The sequence below is a fragment of the Pseudomonas sp. B13(2017) genome (genome assembly GCF_002113245.1).
Lineage (GTDB): Bacteria > Pseudomonadota > Gammaproteobacteria > Pseudomonadales > Pseudomonadaceae > Aquipseudomonas > Aquipseudomonas putida_Z.
The window spans coordinates 122,251-146,315 of the sequence record NZ_NEJX01000011.1 but is presented as its reverse complement, the minus strand read 5'-3'; the positions used below and the strand labels follow the sequence as shown (position 1 = coordinate 146,315).

The 24,065-nt window shown below is 64.7% G+C and carries 21 protein-coding genes and 2 pseudogenes; 14 read left to right on the top strand and 9 right to left on the bottom strand.

Annotated elements, in window-relative coordinates:
• The first annotated feature begins 23 nt into the window (after positions 1-23).
• From CAG44_RS15990 to CAG44_RS15960, 7 genes are all read left to right on the top strand, one after another.
• Positions 24-212 carry a CbtB domain-containing protein gene (locus tag CAG44_RS15990; protein ID WP_025339304.1) on the top strand — a complete coding sequence of 63 codons (189 nt, stop codon included), beginning with the start codon at positions 24-26 and terminating at the stop codon, positions 210-212.
• Between the two features lie 9 nt (positions 213-221).
• The gene (locus tag CAG44_RS15985) at positions 222-908 is read left to right on the top strand and encodes a CbtA family protein (protein ID WP_085692503.1); all 687 of its coding nucleotides are present in this window, start codon (positions 222-224) and stop codon (positions 906-908) included.
• Positions 908-1,294 (top strand): cobalamin biosynthesis protein, encoded by a 387-nt coding sequence (locus CAG44_RS15980; RefSeq protein WP_085692502.1) that lies wholly within the window; start codon positions 908-910, stop codon positions 1,292-1,294. The genes CAG44_RS15985 and CAG44_RS15980 overlap by 1 nt, the downstream gene beginning before the upstream one ends.
• Before the next feature lie 31 nt (positions 1,295-1,325).
• The gene (gene cobM, locus CAG44_RS15975) at positions 1,326-2,078 is read left to right on the top strand and encodes a precorrin-4 C(11)-methyltransferase (RefSeq protein WP_085615512.1); all 753 of its coding nucleotides are present in this window, start codon (positions 1,326-1,328) and stop codon (positions 2,076-2,078) included.
• A gap of 66 nt (positions 2,079-2,144) precedes the next feature.
• A complete protein-coding gene (locus CAG44_RS15970; RefSeq protein ID WP_085692501.1) occupies positions 2,145-2,387 on the top strand; it encodes a DUF1272 domain-containing protein in 243 nt (80 codons plus the stop codon).
• Positions 2,388-2,617: 230 nt separating this feature from the next.
• On the top strand, positions 2,618-3,232 hold the full coding sequence (locus CAG44_RS15965) for a response regulator transcription factor (protein ID WP_085692500.1): 615 nt from the start codon (positions 2,618-2,620) through the stop codon (positions 3,230-3,232).
• 13 nt (positions 3,233-3,245) lie between these two features.
• Positions 3,246-6,515: a transporter substrate-binding domain-containing protein gene (locus tag CAG44_RS15960; RefSeq protein WP_085692499.1), complete on the top strand. Its 3,270-nt coding sequence runs from the start codon at positions 3,246-3,248 to the stop codon at positions 6,513-6,515.
• Here CAG44_RS15960 and CAG44_RS29325 read toward each other — a convergent pair.
• From CAG44_RS29325 to CAG44_RS15950, 3 genes and pseudogenes are all read right to left on the bottom strand, one after another.
• Positions 6,490-6,915, bottom strand: a pseudogene (locus CAG44_RS29325) (methyl-accepting chemotaxis protein); the annotation flags it as partial. The gene CAG44_RS15960 and the pseudogene CAG44_RS29325 overlap by 26 nt on opposite strands.
• Before the next feature lie 111 nt (positions 6,916-7,026).
• A pseudogene (locus CAG44_RS29320) lies at positions 7,027-7,710 on the bottom strand (PAS domain-containing protein); the annotation flags it as partial.
• A gap of 237 nt (positions 7,711-7,947) precedes the next feature.
• Positions 7,948-8,967, bottom strand: a complete 1,020-nt coding sequence (locus CAG44_RS15950; protein WP_025339312.1) for a LacI family DNA-binding transcriptional regulator — start codon at positions 8,965-8,967, stop codon at positions 7,948-7,950.
• 206 nt (positions 8,968-9,173) lie between these two features.
• On the opposite strand from CAG44_RS15950, the gene CAG44_RS15945 reads away from it, so the two are divergent.
• From CAG44_RS15945 to CAG44_RS15935, 3 genes are all read left to right on the top strand, one after another.
• The gene (locus CAG44_RS15945; RefSeq protein WP_085664749.1) at positions 9,174-9,713 is read left to right on the top strand and encodes a gluconokinase; all 540 of its coding nucleotides are present in this window, start codon (positions 9,174-9,176) and stop codon (positions 9,711-9,713) included.
• 112 nt (positions 9,714-9,825) lie between these two features.
• On the top strand, positions 9,826-11,178 hold the full coding sequence (locus CAG44_RS15940; RefSeq protein WP_015270532.1) for a GntP family permease: 1,353 nt from the start codon (positions 9,826-9,828) through the stop codon (positions 11,176-11,178).
• 84 nt (positions 11,179-11,262) lie between these two features.
• On the top strand, positions 11,263-11,556 hold the full coding sequence (locus CAG44_RS15935) for a hypothetical protein (protein ID WP_085692497.1): 294 nt from the start codon (positions 11,263-11,265) through the stop codon (positions 11,554-11,556).
• 174 nt (positions 11,557-11,730) lie between these two features.
• On the opposite strand, the gene CAG44_RS15930 is transcribed toward CAG44_RS15935, so the two are convergent.
• From CAG44_RS15930 to CAG44_RS15915, 4 genes are all read right to left on the bottom strand, one after another.
• The gene (locus CAG44_RS15930) at positions 11,731-13,158 is read right to left on the bottom strand and encodes a sigma-54 dependent transcriptional regulator (protein WP_025339314.1); all 1,428 of its coding nucleotides are present in this window, start codon (positions 13,156-13,158) and stop codon (positions 11,731-11,733) included.
• Positions 13,127-14,620 (bottom strand): HAMP domain-containing sensor histidine kinase, encoded by a 1,494-nt coding sequence (locus CAG44_RS15925; RefSeq protein ID WP_085588536.1) that lies wholly within the window; start codon positions 14,618-14,620, stop codon positions 13,127-13,129. The genes CAG44_RS15930 and CAG44_RS15925 overlap by 32 nt, the downstream gene beginning before the upstream one ends.
• A gap of 296 nt (positions 14,621-14,916) precedes the next feature.
• Positions 14,917-16,377, bottom strand: coding sequence for a HAMP domain-containing sensor histidine kinase (locus tag CAG44_RS15920; RefSeq protein ID WP_085588534.1), 1,461 nt, complete (start codon positions 16,375-16,377; stop codon positions 14,917-14,919).
• A 271-nt stretch (positions 16,378-16,648) separates the two neighbouring features.
• Complete coding sequence (locus CAG44_RS15915; protein WP_023662492.1) at positions 16,649-17,233, bottom strand: lytic transglycosylase domain-containing protein; 585 nt, start codon at positions 17,231-17,233, stop codon at positions 16,649-16,651.
• Between the two features lie 186 nt (positions 17,234-17,419).
• Here CAG44_RS15915 and gspG point away from each other — a divergent pair, with 186 nt between their 5' ends.
• Positions 17,420-17,845, top strand: a complete 426-nt coding sequence (gspG, locus tag CAG44_RS15910) for a type II secretion system major pseudopilin GspG (protein WP_085588532.1) — start codon at positions 17,420-17,422, stop codon at positions 17,843-17,845.
• An 11-nt stretch (positions 17,846-17,856) separates the two neighbouring features.
• Complete coding sequence (locus tag CAG44_RS15905; protein WP_085692496.1) at positions 17,857-19,047, top strand: type II secretion system F family protein; 1,191 nt, start codon at positions 17,857-17,859, stop codon at positions 19,045-19,047.
• Here CAG44_RS15905 and CAG44_RS15900 read toward each other — a convergent pair.
• Together CAG44_RS15900 and CAG44_RS15895 are read right to left on the bottom strand one after the other, a co-directional pair.
• Positions 19,041-20,345, bottom strand: a complete 1,305-nt coding sequence (locus CAG44_RS15900) for an LLM class flavin-dependent oxidoreductase (RefSeq protein WP_085692495.1) — start codon at positions 20,343-20,345, stop codon at positions 19,041-19,043. The genes CAG44_RS15905 and CAG44_RS15900 overlap by 7 nt on opposite strands.
• Before the next feature lie 139 nt (positions 20,346-20,484).
• Positions 20,485-21,420: an ABC transporter substrate-binding protein gene (locus CAG44_RS15895; RefSeq protein WP_025339320.1), complete on the bottom strand. Its 936-nt coding sequence runs from the start codon at positions 21,418-21,420 to the stop codon at positions 20,485-20,487.
• A 215-nt stretch (positions 21,421-21,635) separates the two neighbouring features.
• Between CAG44_RS15895 and CAG44_RS15890 the strand changes: the two genes are divergently transcribed.
• Positions 21,636-22,244 carry a cysteine dioxygenase gene (locus CAG44_RS15890; protein ID WP_085692494.1) on the top strand — a complete coding sequence of 203 codons (609 nt, stop codon included), beginning with the start codon at positions 21,636-21,638 and terminating at the stop codon, positions 22,242-22,244.
• The gene (locus CAG44_RS15885; protein WP_085692493.1) at positions 22,241-23,827 is read left to right on the top strand and encodes a rhodanese-related sulfurtransferase; all 1,587 of its coding nucleotides are present in this window, start codon (positions 22,241-22,243) and stop codon (positions 23,825-23,827) included. Before CAG44_RS15890 ends, CAG44_RS15885 begins: the two co-directional genes overlap by 4 nt.
• Positions 23,828-24,065: the final 238 nt, after the last annotated feature.

Below are 24,065 nucleotides of genomic sequence, written 5' to 3'. Positions count from 1 at the left end.
CACAAAAAGCAGAGGAACGCGTCATGCCCGTCACCAGCGCCAAGCAACACAGCATCACCACCCCCGTCACCCTCAGCCAGCGTGTCGTCATCGCCGTCGGCGCCAGCCTGCTTGGCCTGTGCCTGGTGTATTTCGCCGGCTTCTCGCACATCGAAGCCGTGCACAACGCCGCGCACGACACCCGCCACAGCGCCGCCTTCCCCTGCCACTGAGTACGCCCGATGATCACACGCATTGCCCGTACCGCGGGCTTCAGCGGGTTACTGGCGGCCTTGCTGCTGACCTTGCTGCAAAGCTTCTGGGTCGCCCCGCTGATCCTCGAGGCAGAAACCTACGAATCCTCGACCCCGGTCGCCCAGCACGAGCATGCCGGCGAAGTGGCCGCCCATGAACACAGCGCCGAAGCCTGGTCGCCGGAAGACGGCTGGCAGCGGGTGCTGTCCACCACTGGCGGCAACCTGGTGGTCGCGGTCGGCTTCGCCCTGATCCTCACCGCCCTGTACAGCCTGCGCGAACCCAAGCGTGCCGGCACCGGCGCACTGTGGGGCCTGGCCGGCTTCGCCGTGTTCTGCCTGGCCCCGACCCTGGGCCTGCCGCCGGAACTGCCAGGTACTGCAGCCGCCGACCTGGGGCAACGCCAGGCCTGGTGGATCGGCACCGCCAGCGCCACCGCGCTGGGCCTTGCACTGCTGGTGTTCGCCCGCCACTGGGCGCTGAAGGCGCTGGGCGCCGTGCTGCTGGTCATTCCCCATGTGATCGGTGCGCCGCAACCCGAGGTGCACGAGAGCCTGGCCCCCGCCGCACTGGAAACCCAGTTCAAAGTGGCCTCCTGGCTGACCAACGCCGCCTTCTGGCTGGCCCTGGGCCTGCTCAGCGCCTGGCTGTTCCGGCGCTCCAGCCAGGCCTGATGCCTGCCTTTTACGCCGGCTTCGGCTGCCGCCGGGGTTGCCCGGCGGATACGCTGGAAACCTTGCTACGCCAGGCCCTGGCCAACCAGGGCCTGGCGTTGGCCGGCCTGCACGGTATCGCCAGCATCAGCCTGAAGGCCGACGAACCCGGCTTGCAGCAACTGGCCGAACGCCTCGGCGTGCCCTTGGTGTTGTACGATACCGCGCAGTTGCAACCCTACGAACTCCAGCTCAGCCACCGCTCCGCCGCTGCCCATGCCCACTGCGGCTGCTGGGGCGTGGCGGAGAGCGCGGCACTGGCCCTGGCCAGCCAGCGGCTCGGCACGGCCAGGTTGCTGCTGACGCGCCAGGTACTGGGCCCGGCTACCCTCGCCCTGGCCTGTTGAACGTTTCCCCTCTTTCCTGCAAGGACTTTCCATGACGGTCTACTTCATCGGCGCCGGCCCCGGCGACCCGGAACTGATCACAATCAAGGGCCAACGGCTGATCCGCCAGTGCCCGGTGATCATCTATGCCGGTTCGCTGGTGCCGGCCGCCGTGCTCGAGGGCCACCAGGCCGAGACCGTGATCAACAGTGCCGAACTGCACCTGGAACAGATCATCGCCGCCATGCGCAGTGCGCATGAGCAAGGCCTGGATGTGGCCCGGGTACACAGTGGCGATCCCAGCCTGTACGGCGCCATCGGCGAGCAGATCCGCCATCTGCAGGCGCTGGGCATCGATTACCAGATCATTCCCGGGGTCACCGCCACGGCGGCCAGCGCCGCCCTGCTCGGCTGCGAACTGACCCTGCCCCAGGTAGCGCAGACCGTTATCCTTACCCGCTATGGCGACAGTTCGCCGATGCCGCCCGGCGAGCAACTTGGCGACCTGGCGCGCCACGGCAGCACCCTGGCAATTCACCTGGGGGTCAAGCACCTGTCGCGAATCGTCGAAGAACTGCTGCCGCACTACGGCGCGCACTGCCCGGTGGCGGTGGTGCATCGCGCCACCTGGCCGGACCAGGACTGGGTGCGCGGCACCCTCGGCGATATCGTCGAACGCGTCGCGGCCAAGGGCTTCCGGCGCACGGCGCTGATCCTGGTCGGCCATGTGCTGGGCGACACACCGTTTGCCGAATCGGCCTTGTACCGCGCCGGGCATGCCCACCTCTATCGCCCTGGCGACTGAGCATTGCCAGGTTCGCCACGGGCGTAGCAGACTCCGGTTTCCCGCCTGCAAACAGGAGTCATGCCCATGCTGGACCTACGCCCAAACTGCGAGTGCTGCGATACCGACCTGCCGGGTGACAGCCCCGATGCGCTGATCTGCTCCTTCGAATGCACCTTCTGCCGTACCTGCGCCGAAACCCGTTTCCAGGGCCGCTGCCCGAACTGCACCGGCCAGTTGCTGGCACGCCCGACACGGGTCGGCCAGGCGCTGGCCAACAACCCTGCCTCGACCCAGCGCGTGAGCAAAGCACACTCCGCCTGCGCGTAAGCTACTTCAAAACATTCAAAAAACAGACATCGCCGCTTTGCCAGGGTGATGTCTTTCCTATTTTTTGTAGGACTTTTCAACAACAAGTGCGGAGACTTTCAACACTTCTATACTCGGCATTACCAAATTTCGGGAATGGTCGTATCGTGCAGCGCTTCCGATAACCCCACTTGCAGACGTATTCCTGAGTGATCCAGGAAGCGGACCACATCCTGACAGGAGTTTTCTTCATGACTACCGTGCTGATCGTCGACGACCACCCCATCGTCCGGTTGTCCTTGCGCATGTTGCTCGAACGCGAGCGCTTCCGTGTCGTCGGCGAGGTCGCCAATGGCAGCGAGGTGGCGCAAGTAGCCCGAGACCTGCGCCCGGACGTGGTGATTCTCGACATCGGCCTGCCCGGCCTGGATGGCATGGAAGTGATCAAGCGCCTGCAATGCCTGGAGCCGGCGCCCAAGATCATGGTGCTGACCGGTCAGGCCACCGACCTGTATGTGCGGCGCTGTCTGGATGCCGGCATCGGCGCTTTCGTCACCAAGGAAGAAGACCACGAAGCGTTGCTGTTTGCCCTGAAGGCCCTGGTCAAGGGCTACTCGACCTTTCCGCAGATGTCGGTCAACAGCAACTCGCTGGAAAGCGAGCCGGTGCGCCTTGCGAGCCTGTCCAACCGGGAAATGGAAGTGCTGCGACGCCTGGCGCGCGGCGAGAACAACAAGAATATCGGCACCTGCATGAACCTCAGTGCCAAGACCATCAGCACCTACCGGGGCCGCATCATGGAAAAGCTCAAGACCGAATCGCTGGTTGAGATGGTCGACCTGGCCAAGCGCAACAGCGTCTATTGAGCGCTCGGTGGCAATGAAGCGCCTGCTGGCAAGCGCCCTTCTGGTCATCGGCCTGGCCAGTTCCGGCGCGCTGCTGGCCAACAGCGAACCCCGCCAGTTGCTGGCACGCTCGGTCAGCGCCGCCGCCCCGCTGGCGCTGTCCAGCGAAGAGCGGCAATGGCTCCAGCAACGCCAGCACCTGGTGCTTGGCAGCTCGCGGCCCGACTACCCACCGCTGGAAATCAATGTCAGCCAGCGCGACTATGAAGGCCTCAGCGCCGATTACGCTGGCATCATCGCTGAACAGCTGGGCACCACCATCGAAGTACGACGCTACGACAGCCGCCACGAAGCCATCGCTGCGCTACGCGACGGCCGTATCGACCTGCTGGGCAGCTCCAACGCCTTCGAGGCAGCGGATGCCCAGCTCAGCCTCAGTGCGAGCTACGCCGACGACCTGCCGGTCATCGTCACCCGCGAGGGGCACAGCTTGAAGAGCACCCCCGACCTCGCCGGCCTGCGCCTGGCCATGGTCGATCATTACCTGCCGGCCAGCAGCGTCCGCAGCCTGTACCCCAAGGCGCAACTGAGCCTGTATCGCTCGACCCTGGCCGGGCTGGCCGCCGTCGAACTGGGCGAGGCCGACGCCTACCTGGGCGATGCCATCAGTACCGACTTCGCGATTGGCAAGAGTTACCAGGGCACACTGAAGATCGACCACTTCTGCCAGGTTGCCCCCGGGGCGTTTGCCTTTGCCCTGGCCAATGACAACCCGCGTCTGCGCCAGTTGGTCGACAAGGCGCTGGCGCGCATCAGCGAAAGCGAACGCCTGAACATCCTGCGCCGCTGGAGCAGTGGCAACACCAGCCTGCTGCTGCAACGCCACCTCACCGCCCTGACCGCCGAAGAAGAAGCCTGGATCGCCGCCAACCCCAGCATCAGCGTGCTGGTCAACACATCGCTGGCACCACTGACCTTCAATGACGCCCAGCACCGCCCCAGCGGCATTACCCTCGACCTGCTCAAGCAGATCTCGCTGCGCACAGGGCTGCATTTCAAGCCGGTCGAAAGCCCGTCGGCGCAGGCAATGGTCGAGCGCCTGGCGCGCGGTGATGCGCAGATGATCGGCGCATTGGGCTATAGCGCGGACCGTTCGAAACAACTGCGCTATACCCGCCCCTACCTGGTCAGCCCGCGGGTGCTGGTCACCCGTGGCGACAATGCATTACCGGCGCAGGCCATGGCGCTGGATGGCCAGCGCATCGCCCTGGTGCGCGGCTCGCCGCAACGGGCCGTGCTGCAACAACGCTACCCGCAGGCCAGGATGGTCGAAGTGGACAACCCGCTCGGCCTGATGGAAGCCGTGGCCAACGGTGCCGCCGACGTTGCCTTGAGCAGCCATATCAATGCCGCCTACTACATCAGCCATGTGTTCAAGGACCGCCTGCGCATTGCCAGCGTGCTCGACGACGACCCGGCCATCGCCGCCTTCGCCGTGGCCGCCGACCAGCCGCAGCTGCAGGCAATCCTCGACAAGGCGCTGCTGAGCATTCCACCCGAAGAGCTGGACCAGTTGATCAACCGCTGGCGCACCACCACCCTGGTGAGTGACAGCCCTTGGCGCGACTACCGCACCCTGGCCTTGCAGGTGCTGGTGCTGTCGGCCTTGCTGCTGGCCGGGGTGGTGTTCTGGAACAGCTACCTGCGCAAACTGATCAACCAGCGCACCGAGGCCCAGCATGCACTGCAAGCGCAGCTGGCGCTCAGCCGCGGCCTGCTCGAGCAACTGCGCCAGGCCAAGGACGACGCCGAACAGGCCAGCCAGACCAAAAGCACCTTCCTGGCCACCATGAGCCATGAAATCCGTACCCCGATGAATGCCGTGATCGGCCTGCTGGAGTTGGCCCTGGAAGACAGCCGCGGCGGCCGTTGCGACACCCAGACCTTGCAGACCGCCCACGATTCGGCCATCGGCCTGCTTGAGCTGATTGGCGATATTCTCGACATTTCCCGCATCGAATCCGGGCACATCACCCTGCAGCCGGTGCCCACCAACCTGGTCGAACTGGTACGCGCCACCGTACGGGTGTTCGAAGGCAATGCACGGGCCAAAGGCCTGCACTTGCACAGCGAGCTGCCCGCTGCGCCGGCCTGGGTACTGGCTGATCCGCTGCGCCTCAAACAGGTCTTGTCCAACCTGATCAGCAACGCCATCAAGTTCACCGACCGCGGCGAAGTCCAGGCCAGCCTGCTGCTCTCGCCCGCCAACAATGACAGCCTGGCAGTGGAACTGAATGTGCGAGACACCGGTATCGGCATCGGCCCAGCCGACCAGGCCCGGCTGTTCAATGCCTTCGTCCAGGCCGACGGCCCCCGGGCACGCCAGGGTGCCGGCCTGGGGCTGGTCATCAGCCGCACCCTGGCCGAGTTGATGGGCGGCACCTTGAACCTGCAGAGCGTCGAAGGCGTAGGTACCAAGGTGCAGGTCTGCGTGCGGCTGCCCGCGTGCGCAGCACCGGTACAGGTCGAACAGCACGCCCCGGAGCTGGAAAGCAGCAGCGGCCCGCTGAACATACTGGTGGTCGACGACTACCCCGCCAACCTGCTGCTGCTGGAGCGGCAGCTGCATACCCTGGGGCATCGGGTGACGCTGGCGGAGAACGGGGAAATCGCGCTGGCACGCTGGCAGGCAGCGCGCTTCGACCTGGTGATCACCGACTGCAGCATGCCGGTCATGGACGGCCACGAACTGACCCGCCGCATCCGCAGCCTCGAGGGCGAACGCGGCCTGGCGGCATGCCGCATTCTCGGCGTCACCGCCAACGCCCAGGCCGAGGAGCGTACCCGCTGCCTGGCCAGCGGCATGGACGAATGCCTGTTCAAACCCATTGGCCTGCGTACGCTCAAGGCCCACCTGCCCCACGCTCACCCCCGGCAACAGCCGCCAGCGCGCCGCGACAGCGGGTTCAACCTTGGCGAACTGCGGCACCTGACCCAGGACGACGAACAGCTGACGCGGAATCTGCTGGAACAGCTGGCACAAAGCGTCAGCGAAGACCTTGCGACCTTGCGCGCACTGGCAGCCGATGCCCCCGGCGAGGCTGTGCGCGCCCTGGCTCACCGGATCAAGGGCGGGGCGAAGATGCTCAAGGTACGCACACTGGTCCACGATTGCGAAGCCATCGAACAGGCCCACGGCCAAGGCCTGCCAACGGTTGACCTGCGCCTGCAATTGCAGGCCAGCCTGGAGACCCTGCTGGACGAGTTGGGCGATGCGCTCAATGCAATTGCAGCGTCGAACTGATCTGGCTGATGGCGTTTACCACGTGCCGTGAACCCTGCTGGATTTCCATGATCACCGTGCCGGCCTCATTGGCCAGCGCCACGCCATGATCGGTGCGTTTCAGGCTTGACTGCATGCTGGCCACGGCCAACAGCGACAGGTCGTGGTTCTGCCGCACCACGTCGACGATTTCCACGGTGGCCTTGCTGGTTCGCGCCGCCAGGCTGCGCACCTCGTCGGCCACCACGGCAAAACCGCGCCCGTGCTCGCCGGCGCGGGCCGCCTCGATGGCTGCGTTCAAAGCCAACAGGTTGGTCTGGTCGGCAATGCCACGGATGGTCAGCACTATCTGCCCGATTACATCCGACTGCTTGCTCACCGCATCGATACTGCGTGCCGCGTCGTTGAGTTCATGGGAAATCTGCTCGATCACCTGTACCGCCTGCTGTACCACCTCGGTGCCCTTGCGCGCGCAGGCATCGGTCTGTACCGAACTGGCATGGGCAGCATCGGCCGCGCTTTGCTGGGTGCTGACCTGGCGGGTGATGTCGCTGGCGAACTTCACTACCTTGTACAAGCGGCCCTTGCTGTCGAAGATCGGGTTGTAGGAGGCCTCCAGGTAGACCGTCTGGCCATGTTTGTCGACACGCTCGAAACGGTGCGAGTGGTACTCGCCGCGGTTGAGCGATGCCCAGAACTCGCGGTACTCGGCCGATTCGCGCTCATGCGCCAGGCAGAACAGCCCGTGATGGCGACCGACCACCTCGTCCAGGCGATAGCCCATGGTGTCGAGGAAGTTCTGGTTGGCCTTGATCACCCGGCCTTGCGGGGTGAATTCGATCACCGCCATGGAGCGGCTGATGGCCTTGAGCAGGCTTTCGCTCTCGTGCTCCTCCATCACCCGCTGGCTGATGTCGGAAGCCACCTTGATCACGCTGGTGACCTGGAGCTGCTCGTCCAGTACCGGCATGTAGCTGGCTTCCAGCCAGACTTCGCGGCCGGCCTTGTCGATGCGCTCGAAGGTACCGCTGATGGCCTTGCCCTGCCCCAGTTCACGCCACAGTTGCTGGTATTCGGCGCTTTTCGCGTAGCCAGGGTCGCAGAACAGCCGGTGGTGCTTGCCGCGCAACTCCTCGGCGCTGTAGCCCATGGCCTGGCAGAAGCGCTCATTGGCATCGAGGATCGTGCCGTCGGGGGTGAACTCGATCATTGCCATGGAGCGGCTGATCGCCGCCAGCTTGGCCTGCAAGCTGGCCAAGGCCTCATGACTGCGCTGGATCTCGACCAGATCGGACTTGCGGTGGAAATCGAACATGACGCCGGGCTCCTGTATGCGCGGTGTCCTGAGCATAGATCGCCGTTAGCGCCATGCAAGCACAGTGCTATCACCTTGTAATTAATGCATTCATAGTACGAAGCGCGCTTCTTGACCAGGATGGGCAAGCGCCCGGGCTCAGGAACTCTCCCGCACCATCAACTCGAAGCCCAGGTCCTGCTGCGCATTCGGCACCCGCTTGCCATCGAGCAACGCCAGCAACGCCTGCGCAGCACCGCGCCCCACGGCGGCCCGAGGCGTGCGAATCGAGGTCAGCCGCGGCACCATGTGCGCCGAAGCCGGCAGGTCGTTGAAACCGACCATCGCCACCTGCCGCGGCACCTCCACCCCTTGGCGCAATGCCTGCAGCACCGCGCCCTGGGCCAGGTCGTCGTTGCAGAAGAAGATACCGTCAACATCTGGCGCCTGTTGCAGCAGCTGGCTGAACAACGCGCTGCCCAGGGCAATGGAAGAAGGCTCCGGCGCCAGCACTTCCAGCTCGGCCGCCTGCAAGCCGGCCTCGGCCAATGCCTGGCGGAACCCTTCGGCACGCTGCATCACCCGCGGGTCGAGCTGCGCGGCAATGAACGCCAGGCGCTTGCGCCCGCGCTCGATCAGGTGGCGGGCCGCGGCGCGCCCGGCCTGCTGCTGCGAGAAACCGACCGACAACGCCCCGGCCTCGCCATTCAGTTCCATCATGTGCACACAGGGCACACCACTGGCCGCCAGCATCTGCCGCGATGCCTCGCTGCGCTCGAAACCGGTCAGCAGCATGCCGCAGGGCTGGTAGGCCAGGTAGTTGCGGATCAGGTTCTCTTCTTCGGCAAGATCGTAGTGATAGTTGCCGATCAGCACCTCGAGCCCGCGCGGGCGCATGACCTCATGAATGGCTTCCAGCGTATCGATGAACAGCTGGTTGGACAGCGACGGGATCAACACCACCACCGACTGGCTGCGCGCCGACGCCAGGGCACGGGCCGCCGGGTTGGCCACGTAGCCAAGGCTCGCTGCGGCAGCAACGACCTTTTCCACCAGCTCCGGCGCAACCGTGCTGACCCCACGCAGGGCGCGCGAGGCGGTAATCGGGGAAACCCCGGAAAGCCTGGCAACTTCTGCCAGGGTGGGACGACCTGTGGTGCGGGAGCCGGTGCGGGACATGGATGTTGTAATTTTACTACTTGCAAGGAAAGGGAACGGCCACTAAGGTAGCGCTGTCTCAGGACGCAGGCAATGTAATCTTTGGTAGCAGCCACCGCGCGCTCGCCACCAAGCGTCCATACTGCGTAAGGACAAGATCAATAACACCGGGGAGGTGGCTGTTCGTCGACGACGAGACAGCGCTATCTCACCCGCAGGAGGTACTGATGAATTCTCCCCTGTCCGCCATCGTGGTGATGGGCGTGGCCGGTTGCGGCAAAAGCTGCATCGGCGCTGCCATCGCCGCCCGAAGCGGCGGCCGCCTGATCGAAGGCGACGCTTTCCACCCTGCCGAAAACATCCGCAAGATGAGCGCTGGCATCCCCCTGGACGACAGCGACCGTGCCGGCTGGCTGGTGCGTCTCGGTCAGGAACTGCAAGCCACGACCCAGGCCGGGGAACGTCCGATCCTGACCTGTTCGGCCCTCAAGCGCCGCTATCGCGACTCCCTGCGCGATGCCATGCCCGGGCTGGTGTTCGTGTTCCTCGAACTGTCACCCGCCGAGGCGGAAAAACGCGTGCTGGCCCGCCCCGGGCATTTCATGCCGGCGAGCCTCATCGACAGCCAGTTCGCTGCCCTCGAGGCGCCACACGGCGAACCCCTGACTATCGCGCTTGACGCCACCCAGCCCATCGAAGCGCTTGCCGAAGCGGTGGACAGCTGGCTAAAGGGCCGCGGTGAGCCGGGCCTGGCACAAACCGCCTGACCCTGGCGGCTTTTCCGGCTCACCCAAGACAGCGCTACCCTGCCCCATAAGCGCAAGCAAAGTTGCAAAAAAAGCTACGCCAAAACAACGATAAGACCGAGGCCTTCAAACCATGTTCGGACTGGCTACTGATACCTTCCTGCTGCTCGACGCGCTGGTTACCATCGTCGGGCTGATCCTGCTGATCACCCACTTCAAAGTCCACCCCTTCGTCGCCCTGACCATCGCGGCCGGCTTCCTTGGCCTGACCTCCGGCATGCCGGTGGCCAAGGTCATGAAATCGTTCCAGGACGGTTTTGGCGGCGTGCTGGGCTTCGTCGGCATCGTGCTTGCCCTGGGCACCATGCTTGGCAAGCTGATGGCCGACTCCGGGGGGGCCGACCAGATCGCGCAAACCCTCATCCGTGCCTTCGGCAAGAAGAACGTGCACTGGGCGATGATGTTCGCCGCCTTCCTGGTGGGCATTCCGCTGTTCTTCGAAATCGGCTTCGTGCTGCTGATTCCGCTGGTGTTCATCGTCGCCCGGCGCTCCGGCGTGTCGCTGATCAAGATCGGCATTCCGCTGCTGGCCGGCCTGTCGGTGGTGCACGGCCTGGTGCCCCCGCACCCGGGCCCGCTGCTGGCGATCGGCATCTTCCATGCCGACATCGGCAAGACCATCTTCTATGGCCTGATCGTGGCGCTGCCTACCGCCATCATCGCCGGTCCGCTGTTCGGTAACTTCATTTCCCGCTACATCCCGGGCACCCCGTCCCAGGAGCTGATGGACCAGATCGCCAAGGAGTCCGACCAGGGCAACCTGCCGAGCTTCACCATCACCCTGGTCACCGTGCTGCTGCCGGTGGTGCTGATGCTGCTGAAGACCTTCGCCGACGTGGTGCTGCCAGCCGAGCACATCGTGCGCCAGTGGATGGACCTGATCGGCCACCCCATCACCGCCCTGCTCGCTGCCCTGCTGCTGGCCTTCTACACCTTCGGCTCGGCCCGTGGCTTCAACCGCCAGCAGATCATGAAGATGCTCGACCAGAGCCTGGCACCGACCGCGGCGATCGTGCTGATCGTGGGCGCCGGTGGCGGCTTCAAGCAGATGCTGGTAGACACCGGCGTGGGCAACGTGATCGGGCAGATGGCCGTGCAGGCGGAGATTTCGCCGATCATGCTGGCCTGGCTGGTAGCGGCGGTAATCCGCATCGCCACCGGTTCCGCGACGGTCGCCACCATCACCGGCGCGGGCATCGTCGCACCGGTGATCGACCTGGTGCCTGGGGTCAACCGTGAGCTGCTGGTGCTGGCCACCGGCGCCGGCTCGTTGATCCTGTCCCATGTCAACGACGCCGGTTTCTGGCTGGTGAAGCAGTACTTCAACATGACCGTGGCGGAAACCTTCAAGACCTGGAGCATGATGGAGACCATCCTGTCGATCGTCGGCATCATCTTCATCATGTTGCTGTCGCTGGTGGTGTAACCGTTGATCGGGGTAATGGCACCTTGAAGCTTCGGGTAGGGCCGAACGGAAGTATCAGCCCTACCCGAAGCAAAGGAGCCTGCCATGCCCCGCTCAAGCATCCTGCTGATTGCCCTGCTCGCCGCGCCATTGGCCATAGCTGCCGGCACCGGCCCCACCTATCCCGACGACCCGCACAACCCGGCGCCCAAGCCGGGCGCGGACAGCACCCTCAACCCGATCGAAAAGCCCATGCCGCGGGACACCGACCCACGCATAAAAGGCAACGACCCGGACAGCCCGCCCGCTGAACAGAATGACAACCGGGATTTGCCGGGGATGGATGGCAGTGGTTCGGAAGGTACCGAGCGGCAGGGAGCAGCCGATAATCAGCGTTGATCAATGCGCTCAAATTCTAAAAGTTGCCGCAATCCCTGTAGGAGCGGCCTTGTGTCGCGAAAGGGCTGCAAAGCAGCCCCAGCAATTTCAACTGTTGCGCATCAATCCCGGGGCCGCGTTGCGGCCCTTTCGCGACACAAGGCCGCTCCTACAAATGTCGCTCCCACGGGGGCCTCACCACTGGCGCTTGTCCGGCCTGGTCAGCCCCAGTTTCTCGATCCGGTAACGCAGCATGTCCCGCGACAGCCCGAGCATGCGCGCCGACTTGGTCACGTTCCAGTCCGTGCGGTCCAAGGTCTTGCACACCAGGTCGCGCTCCATATCCGGCAGGCTGGTGCCGGGCTCGGGTTCGTGCCGAGGCATTTCGAACACCGCAGGCGCCGCCTGTTGCACCAGCGGCTCGTCGATCAGGGTCATGCACAGGTTGAGCTGATGCGCCTGCACCACCTCGTTCGGTGCCAGCAGCACGGTCTGCTCCAGCATGTTGCGCAGTTCGCGCACATTGCCTGGCCAGCTGTAACCGAGCATCAGGTTTTCCGCCTCGGCGGAAAAGCGCAGGTTCGGCTTGCCATAACGCCGGCCATGATGGGCCAGGAAATGCCGCGCCAGCAGCAACACGTCCTGCCCGCGGGCATACAGGCGCGGTACCTTCAGGGCGATGATGCGCAGGCGGAAGAACAAGTCGCGGCGGAACTTGCCCTGCTGCACCATCTGCTCCAGGTTGCAGTTGGTAGCGCTGATCACCCGCAGGTCGACCTTGCGCTCCTTCACCGCGCCAATCCGGCGGATACTGCGGTCTTCCAGCAACTTGAGCAGCTTGGCCTGCAGCACCAGGTCCATCTCGCCAATCTCGTCGAGGAACAAGGTGCCGCCATCGGCAGCCTCCACCAGGCCCACCCGGCGCTCCTTGGCATCGGTGAAGGCGCCCTTCTCGTGGCCGAACAGCTCGGCCTCCAGCAGGTTGGCCGGGATCGAGGCACAGTTGAACTCGATGAACGGCCCCTTGCTGCGCGAACCATCGAAATGCAGGGCGCGGGCCACCAGCTCCTTGCCGGTACCGGTCTCGCCTTCGATCAGCACCGGTGGCAAGTCGTCGCTGGCCATGCGCCGCTCGGCATCCAGTACCTGGCGCAGGGTGTGCTTGAGGGTGAGCATCGTCGGTGATTCGCCGATCAACGCCTGCAACCCGGACTTCTGCGCCTCGCGCTCCTGGTAGAACGACAACGTGCGTTCCATGCGCTCGGCAGCCAGCGCCTTGTCCAGGGTCAGCTTGAGCTCGGCCAGCACCACCGGCTTGGTCAGGTAATGGAAGGCGCCCTCCTTCATTGCCTGCACGGCATCTTCGACATTGCCGTAGCCGGTCATCATGATCACTTTCAGGTCCGGCACCTGCGCCACCAAGGTACGCAGCAGGTCGTGCCCGCTCATGCCCGGCAGCGAGTTGTCGGTCAGCACCGCATCGGGCTGGCCCCGCTTGATCTGCTCCAGCGCCAGTTCCGCGCTGTGGCACACGGTGACCTCGAAGCCCTTGAGGCTGAGGTAGGTGCGAATGTTGTCGGCGAGAATTTCATCATCCTCGACTACCAGGATGCTGTGCTCCATGGTCCCCTCCCGCTGCGATATTGAATGTGAGGCTGACGCGGGTTCCTTCCTCTTCGCGGCTGCTCAAGCTGACCGAGCCGCCAAAACGTTCCATGATGCGTTTGACCAAGGCCAGGCCTACGCCGAGGCCGCCCTGCTTGGTGGTGTAGAACGGCTTGAACACCATCCGTTCCTGCTGTTGGCTCATGCCCTTGCCGGTATCGCTGAGGACGAACTCGGCACGCTGCCCATCCTGCACATTGACCTGGGCACGCAGCATGCCGCCTTCAGGCATGGCTTCCAGGGCATTGGAGAACAGGGTGTTGAGAATTTGCGTAAGCTGTAGCGGCTGGCTGGCCACCCATTGTGCCCCGGGGCCTTCGTAGCAGAAGCGCACGCCGTTGCGTTCGATCTGCTGGGCGAAGGCCAGGTGGGTGTCCTCGATGGCCGTCACCAGGTCCACGGCCTCGGCGTCGTCACTGGTCGGGCGCAGCGACACCAGCAAGTCACGCACCCAGCGCGACATGCGGTCGACCTGGCTGATGATGTCGGTGATGTTCTTCTGCGCTGCGGGGTTGGCGATTTCCTGGGCCAGTTCTGCGCTGGAGCGGATGTTGGCCAGCGGGTTGCGCAAGCTATGCGCCACCGCCGACGACATCTCGCCCAGGGCCACATAGGTTTCACTGGCCACCAGCCGATCCTGCTGCAGGTGCAGCAGCTGCGCCGCGCGGCGCACGATCCAGAACAGGCCGAAGTAGACCAGCGCCCCGCCCACCAGGGTCGAGGCCCAGATCAGCACGTAGCCGCGCTGGATGCGCCGCACCAGGTCTTGCGGCTCCTTGTAGATCTCCACCATCGCCAGCACCTGCTCGCCCTGGCTGTCGAACAGCGGGATGTAGTTCTCGATGAACAGGTAACGCGGCTCACGCTGGAACTTCTGCTCTTCGCGGTCATCGTCGGCCTGGTGGTAGCTGGCCGACACCGCCTTGCGCGAGCGGAAGGCGCGGTCGAGGTCGCCATCGGCCTCGATGCGCTTGCCGATCAGCTCCCGGTTGGTCGACCAGACGATGGTGCGGTCGCGTGCATAGACATTGGCCAGCAAGGTGTCCGGCAGGTGCTCGACATGGTCGAGGAACTCGACCCGGGTAGATTCAGCCAGGTCCGGGGTGAACTGCAGGTGCTGCTGGTCCAGGCGCGGGTCAAGCAACTCGCCCATGGTGGTGCCCGGCGGCAACTGCGAATGGCGCACTTCGGCCTGGGCCATGGCCTGGATGAACTGGGCGGTGAGCATGGCATCGCGCTCGACGCTGTCGCGCACCACGAAACGCGTCGACACATACCCCAGCCCGCCTGCCACCGAGGCGATGATCAGCAGGCTGATGACCGAGAACCAGCGCAGCAGGTTGAACTCGCGCAATGGCACGGCCACACCGCTGGCGGTAGTACTGGCCTTGCCTGGCACTTCATTATCCAGCATCTGCATCGCGTGCTTCCCGCGCAGGGCGTCCGTTCAGAAATGCATCAAGGCGACGAACAGTAGCCAATTGATAGCACTCCACCCGTGCAGCCGCAGCTGCCATTTGTCGTGTGTTGCGCTCCGCCTGTCACGTTGCAAGAACCCAGCCAGCCACCCGACTGATTTGATTAGTTGTTTATAATCAATAGGTTAATGAATTTTCCTAGATTCGCATGGAGGATGATCCCCCACATTTGGGGATTTTCACCCCAAAAACATAAGTCCTTTATAAACAAGAAGATACGAATATTTATCAATGTAAATCATGAGAATTCCATCAGCCGGAAACTCAACGAAACCCGGGTGCCATGGCCTTCACTGCTGCTGAGCCGGACGCTGCCACCAAAGCGTTCCATGATGCGTTTGACCAACACCAGGCCCACGCCCAACCCACCCTGCTTGGTGGTGAAGAAAGGCCGGAAGGCCATGCGCTGCTGCTCTTCGTTCATGCCTTTGCCGTTGTCGGACAGGCGCAGGGTCAAGTTACGCCGGTCATGGCGCACCACCTCGACACGCAACCGCCCACCCTGCTCCATCGACTCCAGGGCGTTGGCGATCAGGCTACTGAAAATCTGCCGCAGTAACACCGGGTGCCCCAGCACCTGCACCGCCGGTAACGGTTGCAGGTCCACGCTCACGCCGCCACGCGCCAGCAGCACCGCGTAGGTCTGCAGGCTTTCCTGCAATGCCAGCGGCAAATCCACCGCCACTGCCTCATCGTTGAGCGGGCGCAATGACTGCAACATCTGGCGGATCCACTGCGACATGCGGTCGACCTGGCTGATGATGTCGTTGACATTGCGCTGCGCCGGGCCGTCGTCGAACGCCTGGGCCAGCTCGGCACTGGAACGGATGCTGGCCAGCGGGTTGCGCAGGCTGTGGGCTACCGCCGAGGACACCTCGCCCAGTGCCACGTAGGTTTCGTTGCTGATCAGCCGTTTCTGCTGCACCGACAGCAGTCGCGCGGCGCGGTGCATGATGCCGTACAGGCCGACGTAGACCAGCCCGGCACCGACGGTGATCGCCAGCCAGATCAGGATCAGGCCATGCTCGATGCGCACGATCAGGTCATGGGGCTCCTTGTAGATCTCGACCATCGCCGTGACCTGCTCGCCATCGGCATCGAACAGCGGAATGTAGTTCTCGATGAACAACTGCTCGGGTGGGATGACGAACTTCTGCTCGGCGCGGGCCTGTTCGAAGTTGTGGTAGCTGGCCGAGACTCGCATCTTGTATTCGAAGGCCTTCTCCAGATCCTGGTCGCCTTCGATCAGCTTGCCGACCAGCGCCGGGTTGCTGGACCAGATCACCGTACGGTCCGGGGCATAGATGTTGGCCAGCAGCATGTCGGGCAGGTGGGCGATGTGGTCGAGGAACTCGCCACGCGCCCTGCGCCGGGCGTCCGGGTCGACATCGAGCAGGTTGGCGCGGTCGATGCGCGGGTCGAGCAGTTCACCCATGGTGCGCACATTGGGGATCGACACATGGCGCACTTCGGCATCGGCGATGGAGGTAATGAATTGCGCGGTGAGCAAGGCATCGCGCTCGATGCTCTCGTCGATGATGAAACGGCTGGAAATCAACCCCAGCCCGACCGCTACCGAGAGGATGATCGCCAGGCTGACCCAGGCGTACCAGCGCAGCAGGTTGAACGGCTTGCGTGGGGTGGCCAGTTCGTTACCGGCGGGTACTTCAATAGCGTCGGAACGAGGGGCGATGTCCATGGCGGACTCCACAACTGGGCACCTTCAGAAGGTTATAGCCCAGAGTTGGGGAAACCATCGGGTCAGCTTGGTGGCATCCGCCGAAGGGTATTGTTTTGTTTCCCGTACTGAACGCACCTGCCTTGCAAAAATCCAGATGCTCACACGGTCCCTGTGGGAGCGGCTTTAGCCGCGAACACCGGCGCAGCCGGTGCCATGCACCGCGTTGGATTCTTCGCGGCTAAAGCCGCTCCCACAGGGGTCGCGCCAGCTTTGAAAGGGGCTACAGAGGCTAATCACCCGTCAACCCCTGCAACCGGCGGTACTCCCGCAGCACATTCGGTACATAGCGCCGGGTCTCGGCAAACGGCGGTACCGCACCACGGCGCAGCACAGCTTCGGGGCCGGCGTTGTAGGCCGCCACGGCCAGGGTGATGTCATTGTCGAACAAGTTGAGCATGCGCTTGAGGTAGCGGGCCCCGCCCTGCACGTTGTCTTCCGGGTCCAGGCGGTTTTCCACGCCCATCTCGCGGGCGGTATCCGGCATCAGTTGCATCAGCCCCACGGCGCCCGCCGGTGAACGGGCCTTGGGGTTGTAGCCGGACTCGGCCTTGATCACCGCATGCAGCAACGCCGGGGGGACGTCGTGGGTACGCGCCGCGGCGGCGACCAGCTTGGCGTAGGGGCGGCCGGTGATGAGCTGCGCGTTGGCCGGGCCGGCCTGGGCCTTCGGCTCGCTGATCACCGTTTCATAGAGGCGCCCGGGTCGATGGACGTTGGTCAGTATGTAGCTGCCTTTGGCGTCGATGGAAATGTACACATCGGCCTGGGCAGCACCTGCCACCAGCCAGATCAAACCGAGAATGAGTCCACGCATGTCGGTCGCCTCTTCGTGGTACCCCCCAAATTTGGGGGATATACCCCGGAAAACCCGAGGTCGATGACCACGACGCAAGCACTGTGCCGCTTTGCATACCGCATGGTGCAAGGCGCCAGCGCAGGCGTGCACGGCTGTTGCATGGAGCCTGCAAAAGCTTGTCCCCATGCAGCGGAGGGCTTCACCATGCAGCGCAGAACCAACCCTCAACGTGGCTTCACCCTGCTTGAACTCCTGGTGGTGCTGGTGGTGCTCGGCCTGTTGGCCGGTATCGTCGCGCCCAAGTACTTCAGCCAGCTAGGCCGCTCCGAGGCCAAGGTGGCGCGGGCGCAGATAGAGGGGCTGAGCAAGGCCCTGGACCTGTACCGCCTCGAAGTCGGCCACTACCCCAGCAGTGAGCAAGGCCTCCAGGCCCTGGTGATCGCCCCCAGTGGCGAAGCGCGCTGGACCGGCCCGTACCTGCAGAAGGCCGTGCCGCAAGACCCGTGGGGCCGCCCTTACATCTACCGGCAACCTGGCGAGAACGGCGGCGAGTACGACCTGCTGTCGATGGGCAAGGACGGCCAGCCCGGTGGCGACGGGGAAAACGCCGAAATCACCAGTTGGCAGTAGGGAGAACCGCCATGCGCTACAGCCTCAAGGCCCTGGGCAGGCAGGGTGTGGTGCAGTTGCAGATCGACGCCGAGGACGCCGACCAGGCCCGCCGCCAGGCCGAGGACCAGGGCCTGCGCGTGCTCAGCCTGCGCGGCCACGGCGGCGCCTTGCGCGGCATGGCCTGGCGCCGCGAAGCAAGCTTTGACCTGGTGCTGTTCAGCCAGGAACTTTCAACCCTGCTCAACGCCGGCCTGCCGCTGATCGACGCGCTGGAGAGCCTGGCGGAAAAGGCCCCTGCAGCGGCAACGCGCAAAGTGCTCGCCGAACTGGTCCGCCAACTGTACGAAGGCCGCTCGCTGTCTCAGGCCCTGGGCCAGCAGCCACGGGTATTCCCGCCGCTGTACGTGGCGCTGGTGCAATCCAGCGAGCGTACCGGCGCGCTGGGCGACGCCCTCGCCCGCTACATCAGCTACCGCCAGCGCCTGGACCTGGTACGGCAGAAGCTGGTGGGCGCCTCGGTGTACCCGTTGCTGCTATTGCTGGTGGGTGGTGGCGTGGTGCTGTTCCTGCTTGGCTACGTGGTGCCGCGTTTCAGCCAGGTATTCGAGGGCATGGGCACCGAGTTGCCCTGGCTGTCTCGGCTGCTGATGCAGATCGGCCTGTTCCTGCATGCCCAGCAACTGCCACTGGCGTTGGGCACCCTCGGCGTGGTCATGGCGCTGTGGCTGCTGCGCCGCCAGCCACGGGTGCGGCGCTGGGCAGCCTGCCAGCTGCGGCGCCTGCCGGCACTGCACCAACGCCTGATGATGTACGAACTGGCGCGCTTCTACCGCTCGTTGGGCATCCTGCTGCAAGGCGGTATCCCCATCCTCACCGCCATGGGCATGGCCCGCGGCCTGCTCGGCAGCGCGGCGGCCCAGGGCCTGGAGCACGCCAGCCAGCGGGTCGGCGAAGGGTTGCCGCTGTCCGACGCGCTGGAGTCCGGGCAATTGGTCACGCCGGTATCGCTGCGCCTGCTGCGGGCCGGCGAGCAGTCCGGCAACCTGGGCGAGATGCTGGAGCGCTGCGCCGACTTCCATGACCAGGAAATCGGCCGCTGGGTGGAATGGTTCGTCAAGCTGTTCGAACCACTGCTGATGACCTTCATCGGCCTGCTGATCGGCCTGATCGTGATCCTGATGTACATGCCGATCTTCGAACTGGCCTCGAGCATTCACTGAATGGCCAGGCCCAGGCTTTCACGCAGGGTGGTGCCCTCGTAGGCGGTGCGGTATACCCCGCGTTCCTGCAGCAGCGGCACCACTTGCTCGGTAAAGCGGCGGAACTGCCCGGGGTGGCCGATATAGATGTTGAAACCATCCAGCGCCCGCGCCTCGAACCACTCGGCCATTCTGGCCGCTACCGTTGCCGGCGAACCGACGAAGGCCCCCGGCCGCAACTGGCGGCCGAACTCCACCGCCTGGCGCAAGCTCAAGCCCTGCTCCCGTGCCTGGTCGGCAATGCGCCTGGCGTTGGTGAAGAAGCTGCTGCGCGCGTGCTCCAGGCTTTCTTGCGGGAATGGCGCATCGAGGTCGTACTGGCTGAAGTCGTGCCAGCCGAAGTTGCGCCCGAACTCCTTGAGCGCCAGCTCGAAGCTGTGGTCCTGCTGGTGGTAATGGCGCTCGATTTCACGGGCGTGTTCGTCGGTGTCGCCGACATAGATCTCGGCCCCGGGCAATACCAGCAACTGCTCGGGGTCACGCCCCAGTCGCGCGGCGCGGCCCTTCACATCACGGTAGAACGCCTGGCCCTGCTCGATGCTGGCGGCGTGGGTGAAGATCACATCCGCCGTGGCGGCCCCAAGGTCACGCCCCTGCTGCGAATCGCCGGCCTGGAAGATGACCGGCTGGCCCTGTGGCGAGCGCTGGATGTTCAACGGCCCCACCACCGAGAAGTGCTCGCCCTTGTGGTTCAGGGCATGCATCCGGCTGGGGTCGAGGAACTGCCCGGTAGCCCGGTTGCGCGGGAAGGCGCCGTCTTCATAGGAGCGCCACAGGCCCTGCACCACGGCGACGTGCTCCTGGGCGCGGGCATAGCGGGTGTCGTAGTCGTAGTGCTCGTCACGGCCATAGTTGCCGGCGGTGCCGGCGTCGCCACTGGTGACCACGTTCCAGCCGGCGCGGCCCTTGCTGATCAGGTCCAGCGAGGCGAGGCGGCGGGCAACGTTGAAGGGTTCGTTGTAGGAAGTGGTCAGGGTGCCGACCAGGCCGATGTGGCGTGTGCTTACCGCCAGCGCCGAAAGCAGGGTCAGCGGCTCCAGGCGGTTGAGGTAATGGGACGGCGAGCCGGGGGTGATGTACTGGCTGTCGACGATGAACATCAGGTCGAACAACGCCGCCTCGGCCTGGCGGGCGATGTCGATGTACCAGTCGATGTTGACGCTGGCGTCGGCAGGCAGCTCCGGGTCGAGCCACAGGTTGTGCCGGCCAGGGCCGCCGCAGCCCATGGTCAGGGCGCCAAGCTTGATCTTGCGGGTCATGGGAAATCCTCAGTAAAGATGTTGCCAGTACCGGCCTCTTCGCGGGCACGCCCGCTCCCACAGGTACCTCACAGGTCTTGAAAACCATGCAGTCCCTGTGGGAGCGGGCATGCCCGCGAAAGGGCCGGTACAGGCGTAATCAATGCTCGAACGCCGCCGCGAACGAGGTATCGAAAAGGCTGGCCGCCGGGTAGGCCTTGATCAGCCCCAGCCCGGCAAAGAAGTCCACGGTCTTCTGCGCCTCCACGATCACCTGCGGGTTCAGCGCCGCCACATCGGTACGCGCCCTGGCAAACCAGGCCCGGGCAATGTCGCGGTCGGCACGGGTGCGCCTGGCCCAGGCATCGGCATACGCCTCGGTGTGGGCGGGGTCGCTCAGGGTCCAGTCACGGGCCTTCTTCAGGCGCTGGAGAAAATCACTGATCTGCGCCCGCTTGGCCTCCACCGCCTTGGCATTGGCCACCACGAAACTCTGTGCCGGGATCAGCCCTTCGGCCGTGGCCAGCACCCGGGCGCCTTGGCGCTCCTGCTGGGTGACATAGGGTTCCCAGGTGGCGATCACGTCCACCGAACCACCATCCAGGGCATGCGACGCATCCAGGGCGCTGAGGTAGCGCAGCTCCAGGGCGTCACGCGGCACCGCAGCCTTGTCCAGCGCGCTGAACAACAGCTGCTGGCTCCAGGAACCCTTCCAGATCGCCGCACGTTTGCCACGCAGGTCTTCGAGGCGGTGAATGTTCGAGTCCTTGCGTGCCAGGATGGCCACGCCCTCCAGGTTCTGCCGGCTGACCGCAATCACCTTGATCGGCGCACCCAGCGCACCGAGGAACAACGGCGGCGCATCGCCCAGCAGGCCGATGTCCAGGCTGCCCACGTTCAGCGCCTCGGCCACCGGCGAGCCGGCGGTGAACTGCTTCCATTCCAGGGTATAGGGCAGGTCGTCGAGCACGCCGGCCGCTTCCATCACGGCGCGGGCATTGAAGCTCTGGTCGCCAACCACCAGGGTTTGCGCGGCGGCCGCCAGGCTGAGGGAGCTGGCCAGCACACCGGCGGCCAATTGCTTGAGGTATCGCACGTTCGTCTCCAGGTACCGTCGAGGTACATAAGGCCGATCCGCGCGTGCGGTCTCGTGGTGTAGTCGCGGGGCTTGCTGTTCGTTGCGCTCATTTCAAAACAGATCAGCCAAGCTGTAAATGCATTTTTTGCATATTAGCTTATGAATATTTTTACTTTTAAGAATACTCATCGCATTTGCTAGGGTTTAACCAAACCGTCAGCCGAGCCTGAACCATGAGCCAACCCCTGCGCCTCGAGCGCCTGCGTCACTTCATCGACGCACTTTCGCAACTGCTGGACCGGGAAACCGACGAAGCCACCCTCCTCGACCAGGGCCAGGGCCTGCTGCGCAGCCTGGTCGCCCATGACGACTGGCTGCCCGAGGCGCTGGCGCAGCCGGACCCGGCCCGTTACCAGCAATACCTGCTGCATTGCGATTCGCGCCAGCGCTTTTCCATCGTCAGTTTCGTCTGGGGGCCAGGCCAGCAGACGCCGATCCACGACCACCGGGTGTGGGGCCTGATCGGCATGTTGCGTGGCGCCGAATACTCGCAAGGCTTTGTCCGTAGCGAGCACGGTGTGTTGCTACCGGCAGGCGAGCCGGTGCGCATCGACCCTGGCCACGTGGAGGCCGTATCGCCGCGCATCGGTGATATCCACCAGGTCAGCAACGCCTTCGCCGACCAGGTGTCGATCAGCATTCACGTGTATGGCGCCAACATCGGCGCCGTCAGCCGTGCCGTGTACCTGCCCGACGGCAGCGAGAAACCGTTCATTTCCGGCTATTCCAACACCCTTCTGCCCAATATCTGGGACCTGTCCAAAGAGAACCCTGCCCCATGAGTACCGTAGCCACCCGCGCCTTCCACGACATTCGTCGGGCATTGCTGGCCCATGAAGAACTGGCGCTGATCGATGTACGCGAGGAAGACCCGTTCGCCCAGGCACACCCGTTGTTCGCCGCCAACATTCCGTTGTCGAAACTGGAGCTGGAGGTGTTTGCCCGGGTCCCCCGGCGCGACACCGCCATCACCCTGTATGACGACGGCGAAGGCCTGGCGGCCCAGGCCGGCCAGCGTCTGACGGCACTGGGCTACAGCGATGTGGCACTGCTCGAAGGTGGCCTGGCGGGCTGGCGCGCAGCAGGCGGCGAACTGTTCCGCGACGTCAACGTGCCGAGCAAGGCCTTTGGCGAGCTGGTGGAAAGCGTGCGCCACACCCCATCGCTGGCAGCCGAACAGGTGCAGGCGCTGCTGGATGCCAAGGCCGATGTGGTGGTGCTCGACGCCCGCCGCTTCGACGAATACCAGACCATGAGCATCCCGGGTGGCATCAGCGTCCCGGGTGCCGAACTGGTGCTGCGGGTGGCCGAGCTGGCGCCCGACCCTGCCACCCAGGTGATCGTCAATTGCGCCGGGCGCACCCGCAGCATCATCGGCACCCAGTCGCTGGTCAACGCCGGCATCCCCAACCCGGTGGCGGCCCTGCGCAACGGCACCATTGGCTGGACCCTGGCCGGGCAAACCCTGGCCCACGGCCAGCAACGGCGCTTCGCCGAGGTTACCGACAGTACCCGTGCCGATGCCGCACAGCGCGCGCGCGGCGTGGCCGACCGCGCCGGCGTGGCCCGCCTGGAGCGCGAAGGCCTGGCCGCCTGGCAGGCTGATACCAGCCGCACCACCTACCTGTTCGACGTGCGCACGCCCGAGGAATACGCCCAGGGCCACCTGCCGGCCAGCCGCAGCGTACCGGGCGGGCAGCTGGTGCAGGAAACCGACCATGTCGCCAGCGTACGCGGGGCGCGCATCGTGCTGGTGGACGATGACGGCGTGCGGGCCAACATGAGCGCTTCGTGGCTGGCGCAAATGGGCTGGCAGGTGGCAGTGCTGGACGGTTTGTCAGCGGCAGACTTCAGTGCAGCCGGCGAGTGGCAGGCGCCGCAGCCGGCGTTGCCAGTGGTGACCGAAATCGGTGTCGAGCAGCTGGAGGACTGGCTGCAAGCGCCAGGCACCGTGCTGCTGGACTTCACCAGCAGTGCCAACTATGTGAAACGGCACATTCCAGGCGCTTACTGGGCGATCCGCGCGCAGTTGCCACAGGTACTGGAGCGCTTGCCGGTAGCCGAGCGCTATGTGCTGACCTGCGGCAGCAGCCTGCTGGCGCGCTTTGCGGCGTTGGACTTGCAGGCGCTGACGCAAACCCCGGTGTACGTGCTGGACGGCGGCACGGCGCGCTGGATTGCGGCGGGCAAGGCGCTGGAGAGCGGCGAAACGCGCTTGGCCGTGGCGCGTACTGACCGTTATCGCCGGCCTTATGAAGGGACGGACAACCCGCACGAAGCGATGCAGGGGTATCTGGACTGGGAGTTCGGCTTGATTGCCCAGCTGGAGCGCGATGGCACCCATGGGTTCCGCGTATCGAGCTGAGATTGCCGGGGTTAGCAAATGGGGCCGCTTTGCGGCCCTTCGCGGGCATGCCCGCTCCCACAGGGACCGCGCATTCACCAAATCCAGCGCCGTACCTGTGGGAGCGGGCAAGCCCGCGAACACCGGCAAAGCCGGTGCCATACCTAAACCCACTACAACAAGATCATGCCACAAATCGATGAACGCCCCACACATATCATTCATCGTGATAATAACCTTCGCCCCGTTCGATTCGTGC